Origin of the sequence: uncultured Mycobacterium sp. (genome assembly GCF_964249325.1) — a bacterium.
In the GTDB taxonomy this organism is placed as follows: domain Bacteria; phylum Actinomycetota; class Actinomycetes; order Mycobacteriales; family Mycobacteriaceae; genus Mycobacterium.
This window is the reverse complement of record NZ_CAXUCH010000042.1, coordinates 1-23,451: the sequence shown is the minus strand read 5'-3', so window position 1 is coordinate 23,451 and position 23,451 is coordinate 1. Positions and strand designations below refer to the sequence as shown.

The window sequence follows — 23,451 nt, the reverse complement described above, 5'->3', positions numbered from 1 at the left end:
GCACCGGGTCCGATTCGCCGGGATCCATTTGACCCAGCAGCATTTCGGCCTCGGCCGGATTCATGCTGCCGAGCACGTCCGCGGCGTCATCGGGGTCCATTTCCTCCAGTACATCGGCTGCGCGTTCGGTGCCTAGGTGCTTCAAGAGGTCCGCTTGGTCGTCCTCGGGCAGTTCTTGCAGAATGTCGGCCAGACGGTCGTCGTCGAGGGCGTTGACCACCTCATAGCGCCGCTTCGGTGGCAGTTCGCGGATGGCGTCCGCCACCTCCACCGGTCGCAGCCCCTCGAACTGCTGCAGCAGTTGGGCCACCGCTTGTCCCGGCATCGCCAACGCCGACGGTGTCAGACCAACCACGTTGTGCCAGTCGACGACATGTACCGCAGCACGCCGGCCCAGCCGCCGCGGGATCCGCACGGCGACCCGGCTCACCATCCAGTCGCGAGTCCGGATCTGCTCGATTCCGAGATCGGTGATAACGACGTCGGTGTCAGCCAGCTGAGGTAAGTCAGGATCGTTGACCTGCACCCGGGTGTCGAGCACCTGGCCCAGCACCAGCACCTCGCCGGGCCGCTGCTGGAAGCGGCGCAGCGACACATTCGCGGTGTTGAGAGTGACCGCGTGTGGCTCGATCGCCGCGACCCGCAGCATCGGCACGAAGATCCGGCGCCGCGTCACCAATTCGACCACCAGCCCAAGGACGCGGGGTTGCTGACGGACGATGCTGATGCTGATCACGACGTCGCGGACCCGCCCGAGAGATTCGCCGAGCGGGCCCAGGACCAGCATTTTCGCCAGCCGTGCCACGTAGACCCTGTTGACGGACGTCATGGAGGAAAGGGTAGGAGTGAAGCGTGAACATCGCCTATCGACCCCGCCGGACCTGCCTGTCAGTGCCGGGCAGCAGCGAAAAGATGATCGAGAAGGCCAAAGGCCTGCCTGCCGATGAAGTTTTCCTCGACCTGGAAGATGCCGTTGCACCGGATGCGAAGGCCTCGGCCCGTAGCCGGGTGGCCGCGGCGCTTGGCGAGCCGGGATGGGCCGGGCAGCTGCGCGGTGTTCGCGTCAACGACTGGACCACGCCGTGGACCCACGCCGACCTCATCGAGGTGGTGTCGGCAGTCGGCGCCGCACCCGGCGCCCAGCTCGACGTTGTGGTGCTGCCGAAGGTCTCCGACGCCTCGCATGTGCAGGCGCTCGATTTGGTGCTGACCCAGCTGGAGACGGTCCACGGACTGCCTGTCGGTGGCATCGGAATCGACGCGCAGATCGAAGACGCCCGGGGTCTGACGAACATCAACGCCATCGCGACCGTGCCGCGGGTGCAGGCGCTGGTGCTCGGCCCCGCCGACTTGATGGCCAGTCTGAACATGCGCACCCGTGTCGTCGGCGAACAACCTGAGGGCTACGACGTCGGAGACGCCTACCACCATGCCCTGATGACGATCCTGGTCGCCGCCCGCGCCCACGGCGTCGCCGCGATCGACGGTCCATACCTCAAGGTGCGCGATATCGAGGCGTTCCGCCGGGTGGCGGGCCGGTCGGCGGCACTCGGTTACGACGGCAAATGGGTGTTGCACCCGGATCAGATCGCTGCGGGCAACGAGATTTTCAGTCCCCGCCAAGACGAATACGACCATGCCGAGTTGGTGCTGGAGGCCTACGAATGGCACACCTCGGCTGCCGGCGGTGCGCGCGGCGCGGTGATGCTCGGCGACGAGATGATCGACGAGGCCAGCCGCAAGATGGCGCTGGTCGTCGCGGCTAAAGGCCGCGCGGCGGGAATGCGGCGCCAGTCTGGTCCCTTCGTGCCACCGACCGATGGCGAGCAGCCCGCTAACGCAGCGCGTAGATCGTGACGATCAAGCTCACCAGCAGGGTGGCGACGCCGACCACGATGCCGGCGACCGCCAGGCCGTAGCCCTGTTGGCGGGTCTGCTTGATCTGGTTGAGCGCCACCGCCCCCAGCACGATGCCCACGATGGAACCGATCCCGCACAGCAACCCGATGAACGACGAAACCAGCGAGGCGATCGCGAGCGTGTTGGTCCCCGACTGCGATGGCGCTCCGTAGCCGCCCGGGTATTCCGGTCCTGGATAACCACCCGGATATGGCTGGCCGTAGCCACCTGCCGAAGAGCCATATTCCGGCGGTACCGGCGGGTACGACGGGCCGCCGTAGCCGGAGGCGTCCTGATACCCAGGCGGCGGGCCGCCCGACGGGGATTGACCGCCCGCCGGGGGGTAACCGCCCTGCGGGTAACCGGGCGGCGGATAAGCCGGCGGTGGATACCCCGACGGCGTCGATGGCGGCTCGAACCCGGACGGTCGCGGCTCGTATCCCGAGTACGCTGGCTCGCCGGAAGCGCCCTGATCGGGCTGCGGTGTCTGCCCGGTCGATTGAGGCCTGTTGGCGTCGTCGTGCGCGTTCTCGCCGGAACCGCCACCGGGAGTTGTCATGCGTCTCAACCTAGCCTATGAACTGGTGGCATGTGCGGTCATGACCGTGGGCACCAACCGCCGATTCGGCACGTTGGGGAAGATGACGACGCGGCGAACATGACGGCCCGCGCAAAGGAGAATGAGGATCGATGACCAGCCCCTTCCAGCCCGGACAGGTTCCCGGCGCGACATCCGGCAGCCCCGCCGCCAGTCGGCGTGGCGTGCCTGCCCTGCCGACCCCGCCCAAAGGCTGGCCGGTGGGGTCTTATCCCACGTATGCCGAGGCGCAGCGAGCCGTGGACTACCTGTCCGAGCAGGAATTCCCGGTCGAGCAGGTGACGATCGTCGGGGTCGACCTGATGCAAGTCGAACGGGTCACCGGCCGGTTGACCTGGCCCAAAGTGCTTGGCGGCGGCATGCTCACCGGCGCATGGCTGGGCCTGTTCATTGGCTTGGTGCTTGGGTTCTTCAGCCCTAACCCGTGGGCAGCGTTGGGCACCGGTCTGGTCGCCGGTGTCTTCTTCGGGTTGATCACCTCCGCTGTTCCCTACGCGATGGCCCGCGGGACACGGGATTTCAGCTCGACAATGCAATTGGTGGCGGGCCGTTACGACGTGCTGTGCGATCCGCAGAACGCCGAACGGGCGCGAGATTTGCTGGCCCGCCTGGCGATCTGACGCCTAACCCTGCCCATTGCCCCAACGCGCGACCCCGCCGCAACTGTTGCAAATCGCGCGCAGCTGGCTCTACGGTTCTGGCGCGGATAGCGGGATAGTCCCCGACGAAGAGAGGCGGGTGTGGTGGCAAGTCGTCGCGTGCGCGCACGGCGGCTATGCGCAGTTGCGTCGGCGGCACTGACTACGGCGTCACTGCTTTTGGCCTGTGGGCGGGGCAGCGGCGGACTGGTGATCAGCCTCTACACGCCGGCCGACGACAGCGGCACCTACACCGCGATCGCCAAGCGCTGCACCGACCAGGTAGCGGGGCGCTTCGCCATCCAGCAGATCAGTTTGCCCAGGTCGGCCGACGACCAGCGGCTGCAATTGGCCCGAAGGATCACCGGCAACGACCGCACGCTGGATGTGATGGGCCTCGACGTGATCTGGACCGCGGAGTTCGCCGAGGCGGGCTGGGCGCTGCCGCTCTCCGACGACCCGGCCAGACTCGCCGAATCCGACGCCAACGCCGACACGTTGCCCGGTCCGCTTGCCACGGCCAGGCGGCAGCACCGGCTCTACGCCGCACCGATCGCCACGAACACTCAATTGCTTTGGTACCGAGCCGATTTGATGGACCAGCCACCGACGACGTGGGACGGCATGGTGGCCGAGGCGGCTCGGCTGCACGCGGCGGGCAAACCCAGCTGGATTGCGGCGCAGGCCAAGCAGTATGAGGGACTTGTGGTGTGGTTCAACACCTTGCTGACCAGCGCCGGTGGTCAGGTGCTCTCCGACGACGGCAAGACCGTCACGCTGACCGACACGGCAGCGCACCGGGCCGCAACCGTCAAGGCGCTGCAGATCATGAAAGCGGTGGCGACCGCGCCCGGCGCTGACCCGTCGATCACGCAGACCGACGAGAGCAGCGCGCGGTTGGCGCTCGAAGCCGGCAGGGCCGCTTTGGAAGTCAACTGGCCATTCGTCTTGCCGTCGATGCTCGAGAACGCTGTGAAGGGCGGGGTGTCGTTCCTGCCGCTCAACCAGAACCCCGACCTAGCCGGAAGCATCAACGGCATCGGCATGTTCACGCCCATCGATCAGCAATACCGCGCCGCTTACGAAGCCAGCAAAAACGTGTTCGGGTTCGCGCCGTATCCCGGCGTACAGCCCGGTCAGCCGGCCACGGTAACGATCGGCGGGCTCAACCTAGCGGTGGCCAAGACGACCCGCCACAAGGGGCAGGCATTCGAAGCGGTTCGCTGCCTGCGCAGCCCGCAGAACCAGAAGTATCTGTCGATCCGCGGCGGCCTGCCCGCGGTGCGCACCTCGCTGTATTCCGACCCGCAATTTCAGGCGAAGTACCCGCAGTACGACATCATCCGCCGGCAACTCACCAACGCCGCCGTTCGGCCCGCCACTGCGCTGTATCAGGCGGTATCGACCCGGATCTCCTCAACGTTGGCTCCCATCACCGCCATCGAGCCGGAGCGCGCGGCCGACGCGCTCACCGCGCAGGTGCAAAAGGCTGTCGACGGCAGAGGGCTGATCCCATGACGGCGACCGTCGCCGAGCGGTCGGCGGCCGCAACCCGCACGGCCCCGACCGAATCCCGCAAGTCCGAACGGCGGCTGGCGTTCCTGCTCATCGCGCCCGCGGTGATCTTGATGTCGGCGGTGACGGCTTATCCGGTCGGCTACGCCGTCTGGCTGAGCTTGCAGCGCTACAACTTCGCCACTCCTTCCTCCACACGGTTTATCGGCCTGGCCAACTACCAGACCGTGCTGACCGACCGGCTGTGGTGGACCGCGTTTGTGGTGACGCTGGTGATCACGGTGATGTCGGTGGCGATCGAGTTCGTGGTGGGTCTGGCGCTGGCGCTGGTGATGCACCGCACCATCTTTGGCAAGGGCGTGGTACGCACCGCCGTTCTGGTTCCTTACGGCATCGTCACAGTGGCCGCGTCATACAGTTGGTACTACGCGTGGACACCGGGCACCGGGTATCTGGCCAACCTGTTGCCGCAAGGCAGTGCCCCGCTGACCCAGCAGATTCCCTCGCTCGGCATCGTCATCCTCGCCGAGGTGTGGAAGACCACCCCGTTCATGGCGTTGCTGCTGCTGGCCGGGCTGGCGTTGGTGCCTGAGGATCTGTTGAAGGCCGCCCAAGTCGACGGCGCCGGGGCATGGCGGCGGCTCACCAAAGTCATCTTGCCGTTGATGAAACCGGCGATCCTGGTGGCGCTGCTGTTTCGGACGCTGGACGCGTTTCGGATCTTCGACAACATCTACGTGCTGACCGGCGGCTCCAACAACACCGAATCGGTGTCAATCCTGGGTTATGACAATCTGTTCCGGGGCTTCAACCTGGGTCTGGGATCGGCGATATCGGTGCTGATTTTCTGCTGCGTAGCCATCATCGCGTTCCTCTTCGTCAAGGTGTTCGGCGCCTCGGCGCCCGGTGCGGATGGCGGCGAACGGGCATGAGAGGAAGCCATGGCTGAGCGGGTCGGTGCCAGACGTGCCGTCAGCTGGGCGGTCATTGACACCCTGGTGGTGCTGTACGCGCTGTTACCGGTGCTGTGGATCCTGTCGCTGTCGCTCAAGCCGACGTCAACGGTCAAGGATGGCAAGTTGATCCCGTCGGCCGTGACCGTCGAGAACTATCGGGCTATCTTCCACGGCAATTTCTTCACTTCGGCGTTGATCAACTCGATCGGAATCGGTTTGATCACCACGGCGATCGCGGTCGTTATTGGCGCCATGGCGGCCTACGCGGTAGCCCGGCTGGCATTCCCCGGCAAAAGACTGCTCATCGGCGCGGCCCTCTTGATCGCCATGTTTCCCCAAATATCGCTTGTCACACCAATTTTCAATATCGAACGCAAATTGGGCCTGTTCAACACCTGGCCAGGGTTGATCATCCCGTACATCACGTTCGGGTTGCCGCTGGCCATCTACACGCTGTCGGCGTTTTTCCGGGAGATCCCGTGGGATCTGGAGAAGGCAGCGAAGATGGACGGCGCCACACCCGCCCAGGCGTTTCGCAAGGTGATCGCCCCGCTGGCCGCACCGGGGATCGTCACCGCGGCGATCCTGGTGTTCATCTTCGCCTGGAATGACCTACTGCTGGCGTTGTCGTTGACGGCCACCAAAGCATCGATCACCGCGCCGGTGGCGATAGTCAACTTTCCCGGCAGTTCGCAATTCGAGGAGCCAACCGGTTCCATCGCGGCCGGCGCGATGGTCATCACGATCCCGATTATCGTTTTTGTTTTAATCTTCCAACGAAGGATTGTTGCCGGGTTGACCTCAGGTGCGGTGAAGGGATAGCTCGATGGCCGAGATTGTGTTGGACAGGGTGACCAAGAGTTACCCCGACGGCGCGATGGCCGTGAAGGAATTAAGCATTACCATCGCCGACGGCGAGTTTGTCATCCTGGTGGGGCCTTCTGGCTGCGGTAAGACCACGACACTGAACATGATTGCCGGCCTGGAGGATATTTCCTCGGGAGAATTACGCATCGACGGTAAACGCGTTAACGACAAGGCGCCCAAGGACCGCGACATCGCGATGGTGTTCCAGTCGTACGCGCTCTATCCCCATATGACGGTGCGGCAGAATATCGCCTTCCCGCTGACCTTGGCGAAGAAGAAGAAGAAGGCGGAGATCGCTGAGAAGGTCGAGGAGACCGCGAAAATCCTTGACCTGACTGATTTTTTGGATCGTAAGCCTTCGCAACTGTCGGGTGGACAGCGCCAGCGCGTCGCCATGGGGCGGGCGATTGTGCGGCATCCCAAGGCATTCCTGATGGACGAGCCGTTGTCGAATCTCGATGCCAAGCTGCGGGTGCAGATGCGCGGCGAGATCGCGCGGCTGCAGCGACGGCTGGGCACCACCACCGTCTACGTGACCCACGACCAAACCGAGGCGATGACGCTGGGCGACCGGGTGGTGGTGATGCGCGGGGGTGTGGCACAGCAGATCGGCACTCCCGACGAGCTCTACGAGCGGCCGGTCAACCTGTTCGTCGCCGGGTTTATCGGCTCGCCGGCAATGAACTTCTTTCCGGCTACGCTCACCCCGACCGGGCTGACTCTGCCGTTCGGGGAGGTGACGCTGACCCAGCCTGTCCTTGACGTGATCGCCCAGCACCCCAAGCCGGAGAACGTCATTGTCGGGATACGGCCCGAGCATCTTGCCGATGCCGCGCTGATCGACGCCTACCAACGTCTTCAGGCGCTGACCTTCGAGGTAAAAGTCGACATGGTCGAATCGCTGGGCGCCGACAAGTACGTGTACTTCACCACCGCAGGGTGGGACGTGCACTCGGCTCAACTTGCCGAACTGGCGGAAGAATCGGACGGGAAGGAAAGCCAGTTCGTCGCGCGCGTCCCCCACGAGTCCAAGGCAGCCAAAGGACAGTCGCTCGAATTGGCTTGTGACACTTTGAAACTCTCGGTCTTCGACGCCGACTCCGGCGTCAACCTGACCATTGCCCCACCGCCTGAGTGACGCGGGCGTCCCTTCGCCAAGAAGACGCAAAAGTCCCCGTTTTCGAGACGAATTGGAGGCTTTTGCGTCTGCTCAGGGTGTTAGAGCCAGTCGCGGTGTCGGAAGTTGCGGTACAGGATCACGCAGACAATGACCATCACGCTGACTACGACCGGGTAGCCCCAATACCAGTGGAGTATGGGCATGTACTTGAAGTTCATTCCGTAGATGCCGGCGATCATCGTGGGGACACCCAAGATTGCCGCCCAGGCCGAGATCTTGCGCATGTCGATGTTCTGCTGCATGCCGACTTGGGCCAGCGCGGCCTGCACCAGCGAGGTAAGCATTTCGTCGTAGCTGGTGATCTGGTCGGCGGCTTGCGCTTGGTGGTCGGCGACGTCGCGCAGATAGCGCCGCACTTCCTTGGAGATCAGATCCTTGTGCTCGGACTGCATGCGCTGGAACGGGATCGACAGCGGGCTGACGCATCGCCGTAGTTCGACGACTTCACGCTTGAGCAGGTAGATCGGTTCGACGTCGATCTGGTGCCCCGGCGTGAACGCGACTTCCTCGAGGTTGTCGATGTCGGTCTCGATGAGGTTGGCCACCTCCACGTAGTGGTCGACCACGTAGTCGGCGATGGCGTGCATGACCGCGTAGGGCCCTAGGCGCAGCTGTTCAGGGTCGGCCTCCATTTCCTTGCGCACCTGGGAAAGGCCGCTGTGTTCACCGTGCCGGACCGTGACCACGAAGTCCTTTCCGACAAAAATCATGATCTCGCCGGACTCGACGATCTCGCGGGCCAGGACCACCGAGTCGTGAGGGACGTAGTTGACGGTCTTCAGGACCAGGAACAGGGTTTCGTCGTAACGCTCCAGCTTGGGGCGCTGGTGTGCGACGACAGCGTCTTCAGCAGCCAGGGGGTGCAGTCCGAAAACTTTTGCCACATCCTGCATCTGGCGCTCATCGGGCTCATGCAGGCCAATCCAGACAAACGCTTCCTGGCCGGTCTGCTCGATCTCACGCGCCTTGGTCAGCGCGTCGGCATGGGTACACGGCCCAGGTAGCCGCACCCCGTCGACGTACACGCCGCAGTCGACCATGGCGTCCGCAACCGGAACGGGCGCCGGCCGGACGTCCGGCTCAGCGAATGTGGAGCGGTTCACCGGCCGAAGTGAGGTGCGAAACGATGGCATCGGGTCAATCTCCCGTCGCGCGCAGGTCTGATCGGCGCCGGTCCATGGTACGCGCGCTGACACGTCAGCGCCCCATCAGCCGCCGGCGCGAATGACCGTGAGCCGCTCGGCACGGCGAAGCATGACGAGTTCAGGCCCGAGAACTCAGGTCCTTGCCGGTGCGCTAGTTTCGACCCGACGCAAAACTGCCCCAAGGAGCACCTGACGTGAGCACAACTCCCCTGAAGGTGGCCGTCACCGGCGCGGCCGGCCAGATCGGTTACAGCCTGTTGTTCCGCCTGGCGAGCGGCGCGCTGCTCGGCCCTGACCGCCCGATCGAGCTGCGTCTGCTGGAGATCGAGCCCGCGTTGAAGGCGCTCGAGGGTGTCGTGATGGAACTCGAGGACTGCGCGTTCCCGCTGCTGGCCGGCGTGGAGATCGGCGCCGACCCGACCAAGATCTTCGACGGCGTGAACCTGGCCCTGCTCGTCGGCGCCCGGCCACGCACCAAAGGCATGGAACGAGCCGACTTGCTGGAGGCCAACGGCGCCATTTTCACCGCGCAGGGCAAAGCCCTCAACGACGTCGCCGCCGACGACATCCGGGTCGGCGTGACCGGCAACCCGGCAAACACCAACGCGCTGATCGCGATGAACAACGCGCCCGACATCCCGCGGGAGCGGTTCTCGGCGCTGACCCGGCTGGACCACAACCGGGCGATCGCGCAGCTGGCCAAGAAGACCGGCGCTGCGGTCACCGACATCAAGAAGATGACGATCTGGGGCAACCATTCGACGACCCAATACCCCGATGTCTTTCACGCCGAGATCGGCGGCAAGAACGCCGCCGAGGTCGTGGGCGACCAGGCGTGGATCGAGAACGACTTCATTCCGACCGTGGCCAAACGCGGCGCGGCGATCATCGACGCCCGCGGCGCGTCCTCGGCCGCCTCGGCGGCGTCGGCGACCATCGACGCCGCCCGCGACTGGTTGCTCGGCACCCCCGACGGCGACTGGGTATCGATGGCCGTCGTCTCCGACGGCTCCTACGACGTACCGGAGGGCCTGGTCTCCTCGTTCCCGGTGACCACCAAGGACGGCAGCTGGACCATCGTCCAGGGCTTGGAGATCGACGCGTTCTCCCGCGGCCGGATCGACACGTCGACCGCCGAGCTCGCCGACGAGCGCAGCGCGGTTTCGGAACTCGGTCTGATCTGACGCCAGTACCCTGGGAAACCGTGCTCGAGATCGTGCCGCACACGGTGGAAACGCCTACTGACGAGCGCCCCCAGATCCTCATCGGCAACGAGGAGATCTTCGAGGCCCACGTAGCGGGGAAGCTTTCCGTGGCGCTCAAGGCCCCGCTGGACACCCAGCGCACACCGTCAGTCGCCGATACCCCGGGTGTTGCTCAGGTCAGCCGCGCGATTGCCGCCAACCACACCCGGGGAGCCCGCTACACGTGTGGCGCGCTGGACGTGGGGGCCGGCAGGATCACCCAGAAGATGATGGTCGCCGCCGCGGTGGCGGCCGCTTCAGATACCGCGGGGTGATCGTCGCGAGGGTTTTCGCGCGGCGACCCGCTGCGCCCGGCTTCGCCGCGCTGGCGATCGCCGTGGCGCTGGCGGTGGTCGGCTGTGGTCACGGTAACCATGCCCGCCACTCGGTGCGTGAGCTTGTGGTCGGGTCGGCTCCCGACTCCGAATCGGTGCTGCTGGCCGATATCTACGCCGGGGCGTTGCGCTCCTACGGTTTCCCGGCGCGCGTCGAGTCGGCAGCCGATCCGCTGAGCATGCTGGACTCCGGGGCGGCCGACGTGGTCCCCGGTTTCACCGGTCGCTTGCTGCAGAAGTTTCAGCCTGGCGCCACCGTGCGCTCCGATGCTCAGGTTTACCGCGCGCTGCTTGGCGCGCTACCTGAGGGCATCGCCGCCGGCGACTACGCCACCGCCGCCGAGGACAAACCAGCGTTGGTGGTCAGCCAATCCACGGCGAAGGCCTGGGGAGGCAACGACCTGAGCGAGCTGCCGCGGCACTGCGGCGGGCTCGTCGTCGGGGCGCTCGCGGGTGTCGCGACACCGCTGGCGATCAGCCGGTGCCGGCTACCTTCGCCGCGGGAATTCCGCGATGACACAAGCATGTTCGCTGCGCTGCGATCCGGGCAGCTGACCGCGGCGTGGAGCAGCACCGCCGCACCGGATATGCCCGCCGATCTCGTTATGCTGGCCGACGGCAAACCGGCGCTGGTGCAGGCGGAGAACGTGGTGCCGCTGTATCGCCGCAACGAGCTGACTGCCCGGCAAGTACTCGCCATCAACGAGGTGGCCGGAGTGCTCGACACCGCCGCGCTGGTCGACATGCGCCGGCAAGTCGCCAAGGGCGCCAACGCCCAGGCGCTGGCCGACGCGTGGCTGGCCGACCACCCCCTCGGGCGTTCTTAGCGCGGCGGCGATGCGGGCCGGGAGAGGCCCGAGGAGGAGCCGGGCCATCGACCCCAGTCAGTGAGGCAGCATGCGGCTGAGAACCGGAGTGAACAGCCGCTGGTATCCGGAACCCGTCAACCGCACCAGCACGTCAAGCATCTTGGCATCGGGACCGACCAGCACGCGCGCCTTGTTCTTGCGCACCGCTTCCAGGATGATTCGGGCAGCGCGTTGCGGGCTGGTATTCGCTAGCCGCTTGTCGAACACCTCGGCCAGTTTCTCCCGGTCGAGTCCCTCGGCGGCACCGGCGTTGCGTGCAATCGCGGTCTTGATACCGCCGGGGTGCACTGTGGTCACCTTTACCGGGTGACCGGCCAGCACCATCTCCTGGCGCAGTGCCTCGGTGAAGCCGCGCACCGCGAACTTGGCCGAGTTATAGGCGGCCTGGCCGGGCACCGAGAACAAGCCGAAAACGCTGGAGACGTTGATGACGTGGCCGTCACCCGAGGCGATCAGATACGGCAGAAAGGCCTTGGTCCCGTGGACGACGCCCCAGAAGTCGACGTCCATCACCCGCTCGATGTCCTTGAACTGGCTGACTTCGACATCGCCACTGAAGGCGATGCCGGCATTGTTGTAGATCTGATTCACCTTGCCGAAGTGCTCGTTGACCTGGTCGGCGTAGGCCAGGAACGCCTCGCGCTCGGTCACGTCGAGCCGGTCCGCCTTGACCTGGGCACCGGTGGCTGCCAGCCGTTCTTCGGTCTGAGCCAGTCCCTCAGTGTCGACGTCGCTGATCGCCACCTTGGCACCGGAGCGGGCCAGCTCGATGGCCAGCGCCTGGCCGATGCCCGACCCGGCGCCGGTGACCACGGCCACCTTCCCGGCAAACCCCTCCATGGACACGCTCCTCGTGAGTTGGCTGCTGACGAGGCTAATCGGTACCGGGGTATGCCCTGCAGGGGCCCTGCGAGGGTCCGCGCGAGTGAGTCACCGAGGCTCCATATGGCCACACCGATCAGCACTCAATCCTTAAGCAGAAACTGGCCCGGTTGTGCCGTGAGCACCGGGATGGGGCCCACATGGGTAGCGACGACCCCGGGGGTTGTGAATAGGAACTCAGCGTTCCCAGGAACAACACCACAGCCAGCGCACTGCCCACGGCAGAGAGCTTGGGCCACAGTGGCCGGACAGCGATAAGAACCGCCGCGACAATCTCAGCGGTACCGAGCGCAGCCGCGACGGCGCCAACATTGAGGAAGTGGTAAACCCACGACATCAACGGGCTGTGCTCGATGAGTACCCGGCTTTCCATTTTGACGTACTTGCCAAAACCGATCCACGCCAGCACCACTACAAGGCCATAACGGCTGACTGTCCCGCCAACCATGGTCAAGTAATTCCACCGCATGCCAAAAGCTTCTGTAACAGTGCCGCCGATCACCATCCCGACCGCTTATCCGATTCCTTGAGCCGCAAAGCCGTTGGCCTAATGCTCATGCGTGCTGGCTTCGCTTTTCGTCGCGGGTATGTCCGGCCTCACGTAGCCGATCAGACACAAACAAATCAATGCCATCGCTATTACCGGACTTACGAGTGCGACCAGTGCCGCGGCCGCGAATACGCCGATCGTCACGAAGGATCTCATTCGCAGCAACCGTCGCATGTGCTGCGGGATGTCCTCGTGCGCAGGCCGATCGACCGCTTCCCAGCAGAGCGCGAGATAAGTGATGTTCACGAAAACGAATACCGCCGCATACACTGCCACGGGGGCGGCGGCAAGCCTGCTAGCGGCCATCCACTCGGTGGTAAACGGGATCAGCGACACTGAGAATAGATGCGCGAAGTTCCACCACATCAGCCGAGGCGTCGCCACATCCGCATAGCCGAGCAAGTGATGGTGGTTGACCCACACGATTGCAATGAACAGGTAACTGACCACATAACTCAGACCTGTCGGCCACAGCGGCAGCAACGCACTGAAGCTGTTGGCCCTGGGCGGTCTGAGGGCGAGGACCAGGATTGTGATGATCACCGCGAACACAGCGTCGGAGAACGCTAGTACCCGGTCTGGACTGTTTCGTCCCGCAGCCACCGTTACCTCCCGCTCCCTCGCTCTCACCGCGCCAAAGCTATTGTTTCCGACCGCCTCGTAACATCATGTGTTGCTGAGCTGATGGGCGAACTGGTTCAGATCGGCCGCAACAACGGTTGGTTGGGGGAGACCATGGACCGGGAGCAGCGCATTGCCGGGACGGGCGATCAATGCCGAGCTGAAGCCGGCGCTTTGGGCTCCCACAGTGTCCCAGACATGCGCGGCTACCATCATGCATTCTCCAGGTGCCACGTCGAGTTGTTGGGCCACGTAGTGGTAGACCCGCGAAGCGGGCTTATAGACACGACAGCTGTCGACGCTGAACTGCTGCTCGAAAAAGCTGCCCAGTCCTGCGTGCTCGACCGGACTCGGCCCATCTGGGTTAGGCGGCGAGTTCGTCAGGGTGACGAGCCGAAAACCATTCCTGCGCAACGTACTCAAGCCGTCATCTACGTCGAGGTACGCCGGCATTGCCAGCATGCCGTCCCTTAGGCGCTGCAGGTCCTCGTCGGTAACGGAAGCGCCGTGAATGGCTGCGAGCATCTGCAGCACTCCTTGGCCGAGCGTCAAGTAGTCGACGTAATTACGCGACAGCGTGGTAGTCATCGAATACATGAACAGCTGGCCCATCCACTCGCGCAGGACTCGGCGATCACCAAAGATGGCGGCGAAAAGTGCTGCCATCGAGTCGAAATCGAGGAGGGTCTCGTTTACGTCGAACACCAGCACAGACGGCAAACCCAACGATGCCTGGTTGTCGCCGGGACCCCGGTCACATCGGTTGGTAGCCACGTTCCTGCAGCACCCAGCCATTGCCGTCAGGGTCACGAACGTCGGCGAAGCTGGCGTAGTCACCGCGATTGGGATCGACGCCCGGAATGTAACCCCCGCGCCATCCCCCGTCGGTGTCTTTGTGCCGGATCTCGCTGACGGCCACTTCGCGGTCGGTCAATTCTAGCCGGGCCAATTCGATGTCGGCGACCACGAGATACAGGCCACGCACGGAGCCGGGAGCCGAGTCGGTTAACCCGACGCCCACTTGGATTGATGTGCCTGATCCTTGGGGGGTCAGCTGGATGACCCGAAACTCCGGTGATGGTGCGTAGTCGACGTCGAGGTCGAACCTCATTTGATCGCGGTAAAACCGCAGCGACCGATCCAGATCAGAGACCGGCAGTACCACGACTTCCAACAGAGCCTTCATCTCGGTCCTAGACCGCAGTCTTCTCGAGGATTTCGTCGGGATCGAGTCCGCGGTCGACGCCGTGTGACACCACAGTCTGGCAGGGCTCAAGGCGAAGTTGCTTGTCGTCGATGTAGACATCGATCTTGTCCGGTTCGAATGACACCAGGTTGCGCACCGGCGCAACTTCCGGCCAGGCATTGACATAGCACCAGGCAGCGCGTTTGCGGTCGCCGATGTTGTAGTAGCTGGCCAGCCCTTTGTAGGGGCAGAAGGTTTGTCCCTCAACGGGCTTCAACGCGACGTCCTCGATGTCTTCGCGAGGCACATACCATCGCGGCGCGAAACCGGATTCGTAGAGGGCCAGGGGGCGGCGGGTATCGGCGATGACTTGGTCGCCATCGCACACGATTAGATGCCGCGAGGTCGCCCGGATATCGATGCGGTGATAGAAGTCTGATGCGTGTCCGACGATGCGGTCGTCTTCTTCAAAGAAGGCGTCCATGGCGCGCCATGCGAAAGCCACCCGTCCTTCGAGCACAGCGGCATGCGGTGGCAGCGCCGCGAATTGCCAGGCCGCGTGGTTGGCTGCGCGCTGCGTGGCGTCAACGGTGAACCAGTTCATCTCTCCCAGGTCACGATGCGCAGTGACTCGGTCCTCGGGGACCAGAAGGTCGGGCTGGATATCACCTGTCGGGAAGTACGCGACGGGGTAGCGGCCTGGCTCGTGCAGCAGCACGACATCTTCGCTGTCCGCGATCCATTGCTCGGCGAAGCGTACTCGCATCCGGCGCCGTAATGGCTCAGCGAACAGCAGTCGCTCCGGCAGCGGCTGAGGTGTCAGGAAATGTCCGACCGATCCGGTCGCCAGCGGGCCTTGCTGCCATGCCAAACCCATTGTCCTGTCCTTCCTTCGTGAAAGGCGTTTCTGCACCGCCCCTCAGCGCCGGGCCACGCCAGCGCGATCTATAGCTGCACATCGTGGTGCATACGGCGGTGGTGAGGCACGGAAGCCTTCACTTGGCCTCCACCGACTGGGATGTACAACCCACTATTATGCGCACTTTCGCCCCAGTTGTCCAGGCTCCAGGTCGCACAGATTGGGTCATATGGCCCAGTGCGTGAGCCCTACGATTTGCGTTTGCGACGCGACGAGGCTCTGTGCGGCTTGGTTTCAGGCGCGAATGAGCGGACGTAGTCGACGGCGGCATTGACGGCGCTGCGCAGCGGTTCTGCGCTGGAGGTTGCATAGGTGAGCATCGCGCCGCCCTGATGCGCGGCCACCAGCGCAACGGCAAGGTGTCGAGGGTCGGCATCGGGCCGAAGCTCGCCGCGGCGGCGCATCGCGGTAAGTCCGGCGCGAAACAACGCAATCCACTGCTCGTAGCCGGTTGCCAGATCATGGTGCACATCTTCATCGGCTTCCAACAGCTCGCCGGCCAAGGAACCGTATACGCATCCGCCTCGGCGATAGACCGTGTCTATGTTCGCCGTGCACGCGTCTGCCCAGGCTTGGAGCGCGTCGATGCTGTCGAGGGCGCCCAGGTGCGGTTGCGTGTGGAAGGCCACGACATCGCTGCGCCGTGCATCGATGACCTGCCGCGTCAGGTCGCGTTTGTCGCGGAAGTAATGCGAGATCTGCGAGCCGCTGACACCGGCTGCGACGCGTACCTGTTCGACACTCGTGCCGGCTACGCTGTGCTCAAACATCAGCTCGGCCGTGACGTCGATGATGCGCTTTCGGGTCGCCAGGCCCTTGGCGGTCAACCGCGCAGTGGTGTCGTCAGACACGGTGGGCTCAGCTTGGTTCGCGCCCGCGGGGGCGCAGTGGCGGGCGAGGAACCCTTTCCGCGGGATCAGTTGCGAACATTCGCAGATAGTTCACCGCGAATCGCACGGCGTCGGCGTGTGGCCATTCTTCGCGGTAGGTGAAGGTCAAGCTGCCGCCACCCTGATGGGCGCTGACGACGACCAGCGCTAGTTCGCGCGGGTCGGCGTCTGCGATCAGAAGGCCACGATCCTTCATCCGCTGGATAGCGTTCTCGAGCAGCTTGATCCACTGCCAGTAGCCCGCGGCCAGCGCTTCCCGTACCGTGTCGCCCGACTTCACGAGCTGCCCGGCGAGAGCGTGGTAGGTCGGTGTTCCGGAGTAGCCAATGCGCCGCAGATAGTGCATGTTCAGTTCGACCCACCGCTCGAAATCTTCGAAGGTATCGAGGCCGCGAAGTTTGGGCTGGCGGTGAAAGTCGAGTACCACCTTGATTTGCCGTGCGATGACCGCACGCAGCAGTGCCTGCTTGTCGGCGAAATAGTGAGCCAGCTGAGAGCCGCTTACCGACGCTGCCCTGCGGACGTTGTCCATGCTGAGAGCCGAGAGCCCCTTGGTGAGGATCTGTTGGGCGGCGGCCTGCACAATGCGATCGCGTGTAGCCCGTCCCTTGGGAGTCAACCGTTCTGCGTCCGGCAGCTCGGCGCTAACCATATGTTCAGGTTAACCGTTAGAGCCGCAATATGGGTTATTCAACCCACTTGTGTCGGACCGCTGTCAGACTGTATTCAACTCCTTGGCGAGGAAGGCGCGGATCATTCGGGTGACTTCGTCGAGTGTCGACTCCAACAGAAAGTGTCCGCCGTCAAGTAGATGTATCTCGGCCTCGGGGAGATCTTCGGCGAACGCTTCCGCGCCTGCAGGACCGAATATTTCGTCACCGCGACCCCAGACCGCCAGCAGCGGTACTCGGCTGGCGCGAAAGTACCCGTGCAGACGGGGGTACAGCGGTGAGTTCGTGGCGTAATCAAGCAGCAGTTTGAGTTGCACTTTGTCGTTTCCCGGCCGAGATAGCAGCGCGTAGTCGTGGTACCAGCATTCAGGGTCGACCAACGTCTCGTCGGGTACTCCGGTGACGTATTGCCATCGGGTCGCCTCGAGCGTGAGAAACTGGCGCACCGCTGCCTCAGTCTCCGGGGTCTGCGTGGCATGGTAAGCCCACACTGTCTGCCAGAAGCTGTCGACAAAGCCCGCGTCATAGCCATTGCCGTTTTGAGTGATGATCGCTGTGACCGCAGGCGGGTTATTGAGTGCCAGTCGCCAGCCGATCGGGGCGCCGTAGTCCTGCACGTACATCGCGTACCGATCGATCCCGCGGTTGCGCAGTAAGCCCGCGGTCAAGGCGCTCAGGGCGTCGAAGGTGTAATCGAAGTCTTCAATCCCTGGGGCATCGGACAGCCCGAAGCCCAAATAGTCCGGAGCGACTACGTGGTAGCGGTCAGCCAGCGCCGGAATCAGCTGCCGGAACATATACGAGCTGGTGGGAAATCCGTGCAGGAGGACCAGCGCGTGAGCATCTGGGTGTCCGGCTTCACGGAAGAACAGCCGGTGACCGTCAACGGTGGCGTAGCGGTGATGGACAGCCGGCATGAGTCAGTCCTCCAGCGAGACGAGTGATTAGGAAAGAGTCTCCACTTTTCTGGGTTATGCGTCCCAGTATGCACCTATGAGCACCGTTTGCAATAGGTTCGTCCAATCGCACCGCCGTTGCACGCTGCAGTGTTGACGCGTTCGCTACGTGCGTCTAGTCTGGGCTGGCTGACCCAGTCTTATCTCTTTGGTTGCGAGGCGGCCCGATGACGACCTCGATGGCGGGTGACGCGTCGTCGGCGGCGCGAAGCCTTGAAGAAATACCGGTAGGGCGACTTATCTCCGTGAATGTCGGCATGCCCAAAAACGTGTCCTGGGGCGACAAGACCGTCTACACCGGAATCTGGAAGACACCGGTCGACGGGCCGGTCATGGTGCGTCGGCTCAATATCGACGGCGATGGTCAGGGTGACCTTGCCGGACATGGTGGTGAACAACGCGCCGTGATGGTCTACCAGACCGAGTCGTACGAATACTGGAAGACGCAACTAGGCCGTCGCGATCTACGGCCAGCCCACTTCGGAGAAAACTTTACGGTGACCGGGCTCAGCGACCGTGAAGTTTGCATTGGCGACCGCTACCGGATCGGCGACGCTGAGTTCGAGGTCACTCAGCCGCGTGTCACGTGCTTTAGGGTTGGCCTGCGCCTTGGCGAACCAGAGATGCCGAATCTACTTGTCTCGCACCGCCGCCCGGGATTCTATTTCCGAGTGATCACCGAAGGGCATGTGCAGGCGGGCGGCGTCATCGTTCGGACACACCGCGGTCGGCATGAGCTTAGCGTCGCCGATGTAGACGCGTTGCTGTACCTGCCCAACCGCGACATGGAGCAACTCCACAAGGTCGTTGACGTGCCCGCGCTAAGCCCAGGGTGGCACCAGTCGTTTCGCGACATGCTCACAGCACACGAGACGTCCACTATCCCAGCGGCGCAACCGACAGGGGCGCAACCAGGATGGACCGGATTCCGGCCGTTACGGGTGGCCGCTGTCCACCACGAAACCGACACTGTCTTATCGATTGAGCTCGAAACCGACGATCACAGCGTGTTGCCGGTGCCGCTACCGGGGCAGTACATCACCGTCAGAATCCCCACCGCTGGCGACCCGGCACCGACGCGCAGCTACTCAGTCTCGGGTGATCCCGCCGCTGGGAAGTACCGCGTCAGCGTCAAGCGTGAAGATCATGGGCGGGTAAGCCGATGGCTGCACAGCCATATCGGAGCCGGCTCAGTGGTAGAAGTAGCAGCACCGCGCGGCGACTTCTGCCTCACTGACGAAGACACCCCGGTCGTCTTGATCTCGGCAGGCATCGGCGCCACCCCCGTATTGGCAATGCTGTATGCCCTGGCGGGCGCTAAAAGCCAGCGCCAGGTCTGGTGGCTGCATACGACTCGCAATAGTCAGACACATGCTTTTGCCGCAGAAGTAACCAGCCTGATCGAAGCTCTTCCCCATGCGCGACAACACGTCTACTACACAGCCGGCGAATACGCCGGAGGCGTCATTACCAGCGGGCGTCTCGACCGGCAGGCGCTTGCCGCGCTCGGGCTGCCTGCCAAAGCGGCCGTCTACCTATGCGGCCCAGTCCCATTCATGGACGCCATGCGGGAGGCCCTCACCGCCATCGGAATAGAGCCGGCGCGCATCTACACCGAGCTTTTCGGCGCCTTGCCGGCCATCAATCCCGGCGTTGTCCCCGGGGCGCAGCGAAGGCGCCCACATCCGCCTGACGGAGCACCAGGCACTGGGCCGCTGGTCACCTTCGCCCGCAGCGGCCTCAGCGTCAATTGGTCGCCGGACAATCGCAGCATCCTGGAACTCACCGAATCCTGCGATGTACCAACCCGGTTCTCGTGCCGAAGCGGCGTATGCCATACCTGTGTTACCGGGATACTCGCCGGCACAGCCACATATACTCAGGCGCCGCTGGAAGAACCCGCTGAGGGCACGGTGCTCATCTGTTGTGCGGCTCCTGACGACAATCTCGTTCTGGACCTCTGAGGTCACATCTCAGCTGAACGCCAGGTACGGCTGGATGCTCCTCGAGCGTTCAGCTTCGTGCCTCAGCTGAACGCCTCGTCGATGATCTCCTGCTGTTCGACGGCATGCACCTTCGACGAGCCCGACGACGGCGCCGACATCGCCCGTCGCGAGATCCGCGTGAGCCCGGTCAGCTTGTCGGGCAACAACTCTGGCAGCTCCAGACCGAAGCGTGGCCAAGCGCCCTGGTTGGCCGGCTCTTCCTGCACCCAGAAGTGCTGTTCGGCATTCGGGTAGCGGTCCAGCGTTTCCCGAAGCCGGCGCCTGGGCAGCGGAGCCAATTGCTCGATCCGCACGATCGCGATGTCGTCGCGGTTGTCCTTGGCCTTGCGAGCAGCCAACTCGTAGTACAGCTTGCCGCTGGTCAACAGGACGCGACGGACTTTGCCCCGGTCGCCGATGCCGTCCTCGTAGGTGGGTTCCTCCAGCACAGAGCGGAACTTGATCTCGGTGAAGTCCTTGATCTCGCTCACCGCGGCCTTGTTGCGCAGCATCGACTTCGGGGTGAACACGATCAGCGGGCGCTGAATACCGTCCAGAGCGTGCCGGCGCAGCAAGTGGAAATAGTTCGACGGCGTCGACGGCATCGCGATCGTCATCGACCCCTCCGCCCACAGCTGCAGGAACCGTTCGATGCGGCCCGAGGTGTGGTCGGGGCCTTGCCCTTCGTGGCCGTGCGGCAGCAACAGCACCACGTTGGACAACTGTCCCCACTTGGCCTCACCGGAACTGATGAACTCGTCGATGATCGATTGCGCGCCGTTGACGAAGTCGCCGAACTGCGCCTCCCACATGACAAATGCGTCCGGGTTGCCCACCGTGTAGCCGTACTCGAAACCCACCGCGGCGAATTCGGACAGCGGCGAGTCGTAGACCAGGAACTTGCCGCCGGTCGGGCTGCCGTCGGTGTTGGTGGTCAGCAGTTGCAGTGGGGTGAACTCGGTACCGGTGTTGCGGTCGATGATCACCGAATGCCGTTGGGAGAACGTGCCGCGACGGGTGTCTTGGCCGGACAGGCGCACCAGCTTGCCCTCGGCCACCATTGATCCGAGCGCCAGCAATTCGGCGAACGCCCAGTCGATCTTGCCTTCGTAGGCCATCTCCCGGCGCTTCTCCAGCACCGGTTTGACGCGCGGATGCACACTGAACCCGTCTGGCAGCGCGAGGTGCGCGTCGCCGATCCTGGCGAGCAGCGACTTGTCGATGCCGGTGAACAGCCCGGCGGGAATCATCTGGTCGGACTCCACCGACTCGCTGGGCTGCACGGGATGCTTTTCCAGCTCGCGTACTTCGTTGAACACCCGCTCCAGCTGGCCCTGGTAGTCGCGCAGAGCGTCCTCGGCTTCTTTCATCGAGATGTCGCCGCGGCCGATCAGCGCTTCGGTGTAGCTCTTGCGGACGCCGCGCTTGGTCTCGATCGCGTCGTACATCGCCGGGTTGGTCATCGAGGGGTCGTCGCCCTCGTTGTGGCCGCGGCGGCGGTAGCACAGCATGTCGATGACGACGTCTTTTTTGAACTTCTGCCGGAAGTCCACCGCCAGCCGCGCCACCCAAACGCACGCCTCCGGGTCGTCGCCGTTGACGTGAAAGATCGGCGCCCCAATCATTTTCGCGACGTCCGTGCAGTACTCGCTGGACTTGGAGTGCTCCGGCGAGGTGGTGAAGCCGATCTGGTTGTTGACGATGATGTGGATGGTGCCGCCGACGCGGTAACCGGGCAGCAGCGCCAGGTTCAACGTCTCGGCGACCACACCCTGCCCGGCGAAGGCCGCATCGCCGTGCAGCATCAGCGGCACCACCGAGTAGCCGTCCTCGGTATCGCCCTTGTCCAGGAGGTCCTGCTTGGCTCGTACCTGTCCCTCCAGGACCGGGTCGACGGCCTCCAGATGGGACGGGTTGGCGGTGAGCGACACCTGAATGTCGTTGTCGCCGAACATCTGGATGTAAATGCCGGTGGCACCCAGGTGGTACTTGACGTCGCCGGAGCCGTGGGCCTGCGAAGGATTGAGGTTGCCCTCGAATTCGGTGAAAATCTGGCGGTACGGCTTGCCGATGATGTTGGCCAGCACGTTGAGCCGGCCGCGGTGCGGCATTCCGATGACGACTTCGTCGAGCGCATGCTCGGCGCACTGGTCGATGACGGCGTCCATCATCGGGATCACGCTTTCCGCGCCCTCCAGCGAAAACCGCTTCTGGCCAACATATTTGGTCTGCAGGAAGGTCTCGAACGCCTCGGCGGCGTTGAGTTTGGACAGGATGTATTTCTGCTGGGCAACCGTCGGCTTTTCGTGCTTGGTCTCAATGCGCTGCTGCAGCCACTGCTGCTGTTCGGGTTCGAGGATGTGGGTGTACTCCACGCCGACGTGGCGGCAATAGGCGTCGCGCAGCACCGACAGCACGTCGCGCAGCTTCTTGTACTCCGCACCCGCGAAACCGTCGACCTTGAATTCGCGATCGAGGTCCCACAACGTCAGGCCGTGAGTTAGCACGTCGAGGTCGGGGTGACTGCGGAAGCGGGTGTTGTCCAGCCGCAGTGGGTCGATGTCGGCCATCAAGTGGCCACGGTTGCGGTAGGCCGCGATCAGCTCGATAACCCGCGGGTTCTTGTCGACGACCGAGTCGGGATTGTCAGCGCGCCAGCGCACCGGCTCATACGGGATGCCCAACTCGCGGAAGACGTCGTCCCAGAAGCCGTCGGAGAGCACCATTTCGTGAATGGTGCGCAGGAAGTCGCCGGATTCCGCGCCTTGGATGATGCGGTGGTCGTAGGTCGAGGTGAGTGTGATCAGTTTGCCGATACCCAGTTCGGCGATCCGTTGCGGGCTGGCGCCCTGGAATTCGGCAGGGTATTCCATCGCACCGACGCCGATGATGGCACCTTGGCCGGCCATCAGCCGCGGCACCGAGTGCACCGTGCCGATGGTGCCGGGATTGGTCAGCGAAACCGTCACGCCGGCAAAGTCTTCGGCGGTGAGTTTGCCGTCGCGCGCCCGCCGAACGATGTCTTCGTAGGCGGTGACGAACTGGGCGAAGCGCATGGTTTCGCAGCGCTTGATGCCGGCCACTACCAGCGAGCGCTTGCCGTCCTTGCCCTGCAAGTCGATCGCCAGACCGAGGTTGATGTGCGCGGGCGTGACGGCGGTGGGCTTTCCGTCGACCTCGGCGTAGTGCCGATTCATGTTGGGATACTTCTTGACCGCTTGCACCAGCGCGTAACCCAGCAGGTGGGTGAACGAGATCTTGCCGCCGCGCGTGCGATTGAGATGGTTGTTGATGACGATGCGGTTGTCGATCAACAGCTTGGCCGGAATAGCGCGGACACTGGTCGCTGTCGGCACCTCTAGCGACGCCGACATGTTTTTGACGACGGCTGCGGCGGCTCCGCGCAGGACCTGCACCTCGTCGCCTTCTGCCGGTGCGAAGGCGGCCGGTTTCGCCGGGGCGGTCGGCGGGGGCGCGCCGTTGCTATCAGTTGGCTTCGCCGGGGTTGCCGAAGGCTTGGCCGGTGCGGGTCGTGGGGTTGGTGG

Annotated in this window: 19 protein-coding genes and 4 pseudogenes (1 of these 23 only partly in view); 10 read left to right on the top strand and 13 right to left on the bottom strand. The window is 63.9% G+C overall.

The window, feature by feature from the left end; translation table 11 throughout:
• Positions 1-829, bottom strand: a pseudogene (locus ACFE99_RS08065) (magnesium transporter MgtE N-terminal domain-containing protein); it reaches 461 nt to the left of the window's first position.
• Positions 830-852: 23 nt separating this feature from the next.
• On the opposite strand from ACFE99_RS08065, the gene ACFE99_RS08060 reads away from it, so the two are divergent.
• Positions 853-1,857: an HpcH/HpaI aldolase/citrate lyase family protein gene (locus tag ACFE99_RS08060; RefSeq protein ID WP_375484102.1), complete on the top strand. Its 1,005-nt coding sequence runs from the start codon at positions 853-855 to the stop codon at positions 1,855-1,857.
• On the opposite strand, the gene ACFE99_RS08055 is transcribed toward ACFE99_RS08060, so the two are convergent.
• Positions 1,835-2,458: a DUF4190 domain-containing protein gene (locus tag ACFE99_RS08055; protein WP_375484100.1), complete on the bottom strand. Its 624-nt coding sequence runs from the start codon at positions 2,456-2,458 to the stop codon at positions 1,835-1,837. The genes ACFE99_RS08060 and ACFE99_RS08055 overlap by 23 nt on opposite strands.
• Positions 2,459-2,589: 131 nt before the next feature.
• Here ACFE99_RS08055 and ACFE99_RS08050 point away from each other — a divergent pair, with 131 nt between their 5' ends.
• The 5 genes and pseudogenes from ACFE99_RS08050 to ACFE99_RS08030 form a co-directional block, all read left to right on the top strand.
• Positions 2,590-3,117, top strand: coding sequence for a general stress protein (locus ACFE99_RS08050; protein ID WP_324966724.1), 528 nt, complete (start codon positions 2,590-2,592; stop codon positions 3,115-3,117).
• Between the two features lie 138 nt (positions 3,118-3,255).
• Positions 3,256-4,653 (top strand): ABC transporter substrate-binding protein, encoded by a 1,398-nt coding sequence (locus ACFE99_RS08045; protein WP_375484112.1) that lies wholly within the window; start codon positions 3,256-3,258, stop codon positions 4,651-4,653.
• Positions 4,650-5,582: a carbohydrate ABC transporter permease gene (locus ACFE99_RS08040; protein ID WP_375484097.1), complete on the top strand. Its 933-nt coding sequence runs from the start codon at positions 4,650-4,652 to the stop codon at positions 5,580-5,582. The genes ACFE99_RS08045 and ACFE99_RS08040 overlap by 4 nt, the downstream gene beginning before the upstream one ends.
• 9 nt (positions 5,583-5,591) lie before the next feature.
• Positions 5,592-6,428, top strand: coding sequence for a carbohydrate ABC transporter permease (locus ACFE99_RS08035; protein ID WP_375484095.1), 837 nt, complete (start codon positions 5,592-5,594; stop codon positions 6,426-6,428).
• 4 nt (positions 6,429-6,432) lie between these two features.
• Positions 6,433-7,606, top strand: a pseudogene (locus tag ACFE99_RS08030) (ABC transporter ATP-binding protein); the annotation flags it as partial.
• 85 nt (positions 7,607-7,691) lie between these two features.
• Here the strand turns inward: ACFE99_RS08030 and corA are convergent.
• Positions 7,692-8,786: a magnesium/cobalt transporter CorA gene (gene corA / locus ACFE99_RS08025; RefSeq protein ID WP_375484093.1), complete on the bottom strand. Its 1,095-nt coding sequence runs from the start codon at positions 8,784-8,786 to the stop codon at positions 7,692-7,694.
• A 206-nt stretch (positions 8,787-8,992) separates the two neighbouring features.
• Between corA and ACFE99_RS08020 the strand changes: the two genes are divergently transcribed.
• The 3 genes and pseudogenes from ACFE99_RS08020 to ACFE99_RS08010 all read left to right on the top strand — a co-directional run bounded on the left by ACFE99_RS08020 (position 8,993) and on the right by ACFE99_RS08010 (position 11,204).
• Positions 8,993-9,982, top strand: coding sequence for a malate dehydrogenase (locus ACFE99_RS08020; protein WP_375484091.1), 990 nt, complete (start codon positions 8,993-8,995; stop codon positions 9,980-9,982).
• A gap of 32 nt (positions 9,983-10,014) precedes the next feature.
• Positions 10,015-10,227: pseudogene (locus tag ACFE99_RS08015) on the top strand (NAD-dependent malic enzyme); the annotation flags it as partial.
• Between the two features lie 89 nt (positions 10,228-10,316).
• Entirely contained in the window at positions 10,317-11,204 is an 888-nt protein-coding gene (locus ACFE99_RS08010; protein WP_375484110.1) for a glycine betaine ABC transporter substrate-binding protein, read from the top strand.
• Between the two features lie 57 nt (positions 11,205-11,261).
• Here the strand turns inward: ACFE99_RS08010 and ACFE99_RS08005 are convergent, their stop codons facing one another.
• From ACFE99_RS08005 to ACFE99_RS07965, 9 genes and pseudogenes are all read right to left on the bottom strand, one after another.
• The gene (locus tag ACFE99_RS08005) at positions 11,262-12,086 is read right to left on the bottom strand and encodes an SDR family NAD(P)-dependent oxidoreductase (protein WP_375484089.1); all 825 of its coding nucleotides are present in this window, start codon (positions 12,084-12,086) and stop codon (positions 11,262-11,264) included.
• A 125-nt stretch (positions 12,087-12,211) separates the two neighbouring features.
• Positions 12,212-12,597: pseudogene (locus tag ACFE99_RS08000) on the bottom strand (DUF417 family protein).
• A 78-nt stretch (positions 12,598-12,675) separates the two neighbouring features.
• A complete protein-coding gene (locus ACFE99_RS07995) occupies positions 12,676-13,281 on the bottom strand; it encodes a TMEM175 family protein (protein WP_375484087.1) in 606 nt (201 codons plus the stop codon).
• A 63-nt stretch (positions 13,282-13,344) separates the two neighbouring features.
• Complete coding sequence (locus tag ACFE99_RS07990; RefSeq protein WP_375484108.1) at positions 13,345-14,025, bottom strand: haloacid dehalogenase type II; 681 nt, start codon at positions 14,023-14,025, stop codon at positions 13,345-13,347.
• Positions 14,026-14,053: 28 nt separating this feature from the next.
• Positions 14,054-14,485: a VOC family protein gene (locus ACFE99_RS07985; RefSeq protein ID WP_375484085.1), complete on the bottom strand. Its 432-nt coding sequence runs from the start codon at positions 14,483-14,485 to the stop codon at positions 14,054-14,056.
• Between the two features lie 7 nt (positions 14,486-14,492).
• The gene (locus tag ACFE99_RS07980; RefSeq protein ID WP_375484083.1) at positions 14,493-15,362 is read right to left on the bottom strand and encodes a DUF427 domain-containing protein; all 870 of its coding nucleotides are present in this window, start codon (positions 15,360-15,362) and stop codon (positions 14,493-14,495) included.
• Positions 15,363-15,592: 230 nt separating this feature from the next.
• Complete coding sequence (locus tag ACFE99_RS07975; protein ID WP_375484081.1) at positions 15,593-16,255, bottom strand: TetR/AcrR family transcriptional regulator; 663 nt, start codon at positions 16,253-16,255, stop codon at positions 15,593-15,595.
• Positions 16,256-16,262: 7 nt separating this feature from the next.
• Positions 16,263-16,946: a TetR/AcrR family transcriptional regulator gene (locus ACFE99_RS07970; RefSeq protein WP_375484079.1), complete on the bottom strand. Its 684-nt coding sequence runs from the start codon at positions 16,944-16,946 to the stop codon at positions 16,263-16,265.
• 63 nt (positions 16,947-17,009) lie between these two features.
• The gene (locus tag ACFE99_RS07965) at positions 17,010-17,882 is read right to left on the bottom strand and encodes an alpha/beta fold hydrolase (protein WP_375484077.1); all 873 of its coding nucleotides are present in this window, start codon (positions 17,880-17,882) and stop codon (positions 17,010-17,012) included.
• A 206-nt stretch (positions 17,883-18,088) separates the two neighbouring features.
• On the opposite strand from ACFE99_RS07965, the gene ACFE99_RS07960 reads away from it, so the two are divergent.
• On the top strand, positions 18,089-19,885 hold the full coding sequence (locus ACFE99_RS07960) for an MOSC domain-containing protein (protein WP_375484075.1): 1,797 nt from the start codon (positions 18,089-18,091) through the stop codon (positions 19,883-19,885).
• Positions 19,886-19,947: 62 nt separating this feature from the next.
• Here ACFE99_RS07960 and ACFE99_RS07955 read toward each other — a convergent pair.
• A partial coding sequence (locus ACFE99_RS07955; RefSeq protein ID WP_375484073.1) for a multifunctional oxoglutarate decarboxylase/oxoglutarate dehydrogenase thiamine pyrophosphate-binding subunit/dihydrolipoyllysine-residue succinyltransferase subunit occupies positions 19,948-23,451 on the bottom strand: 3,504 nt, incomplete at its 5' end.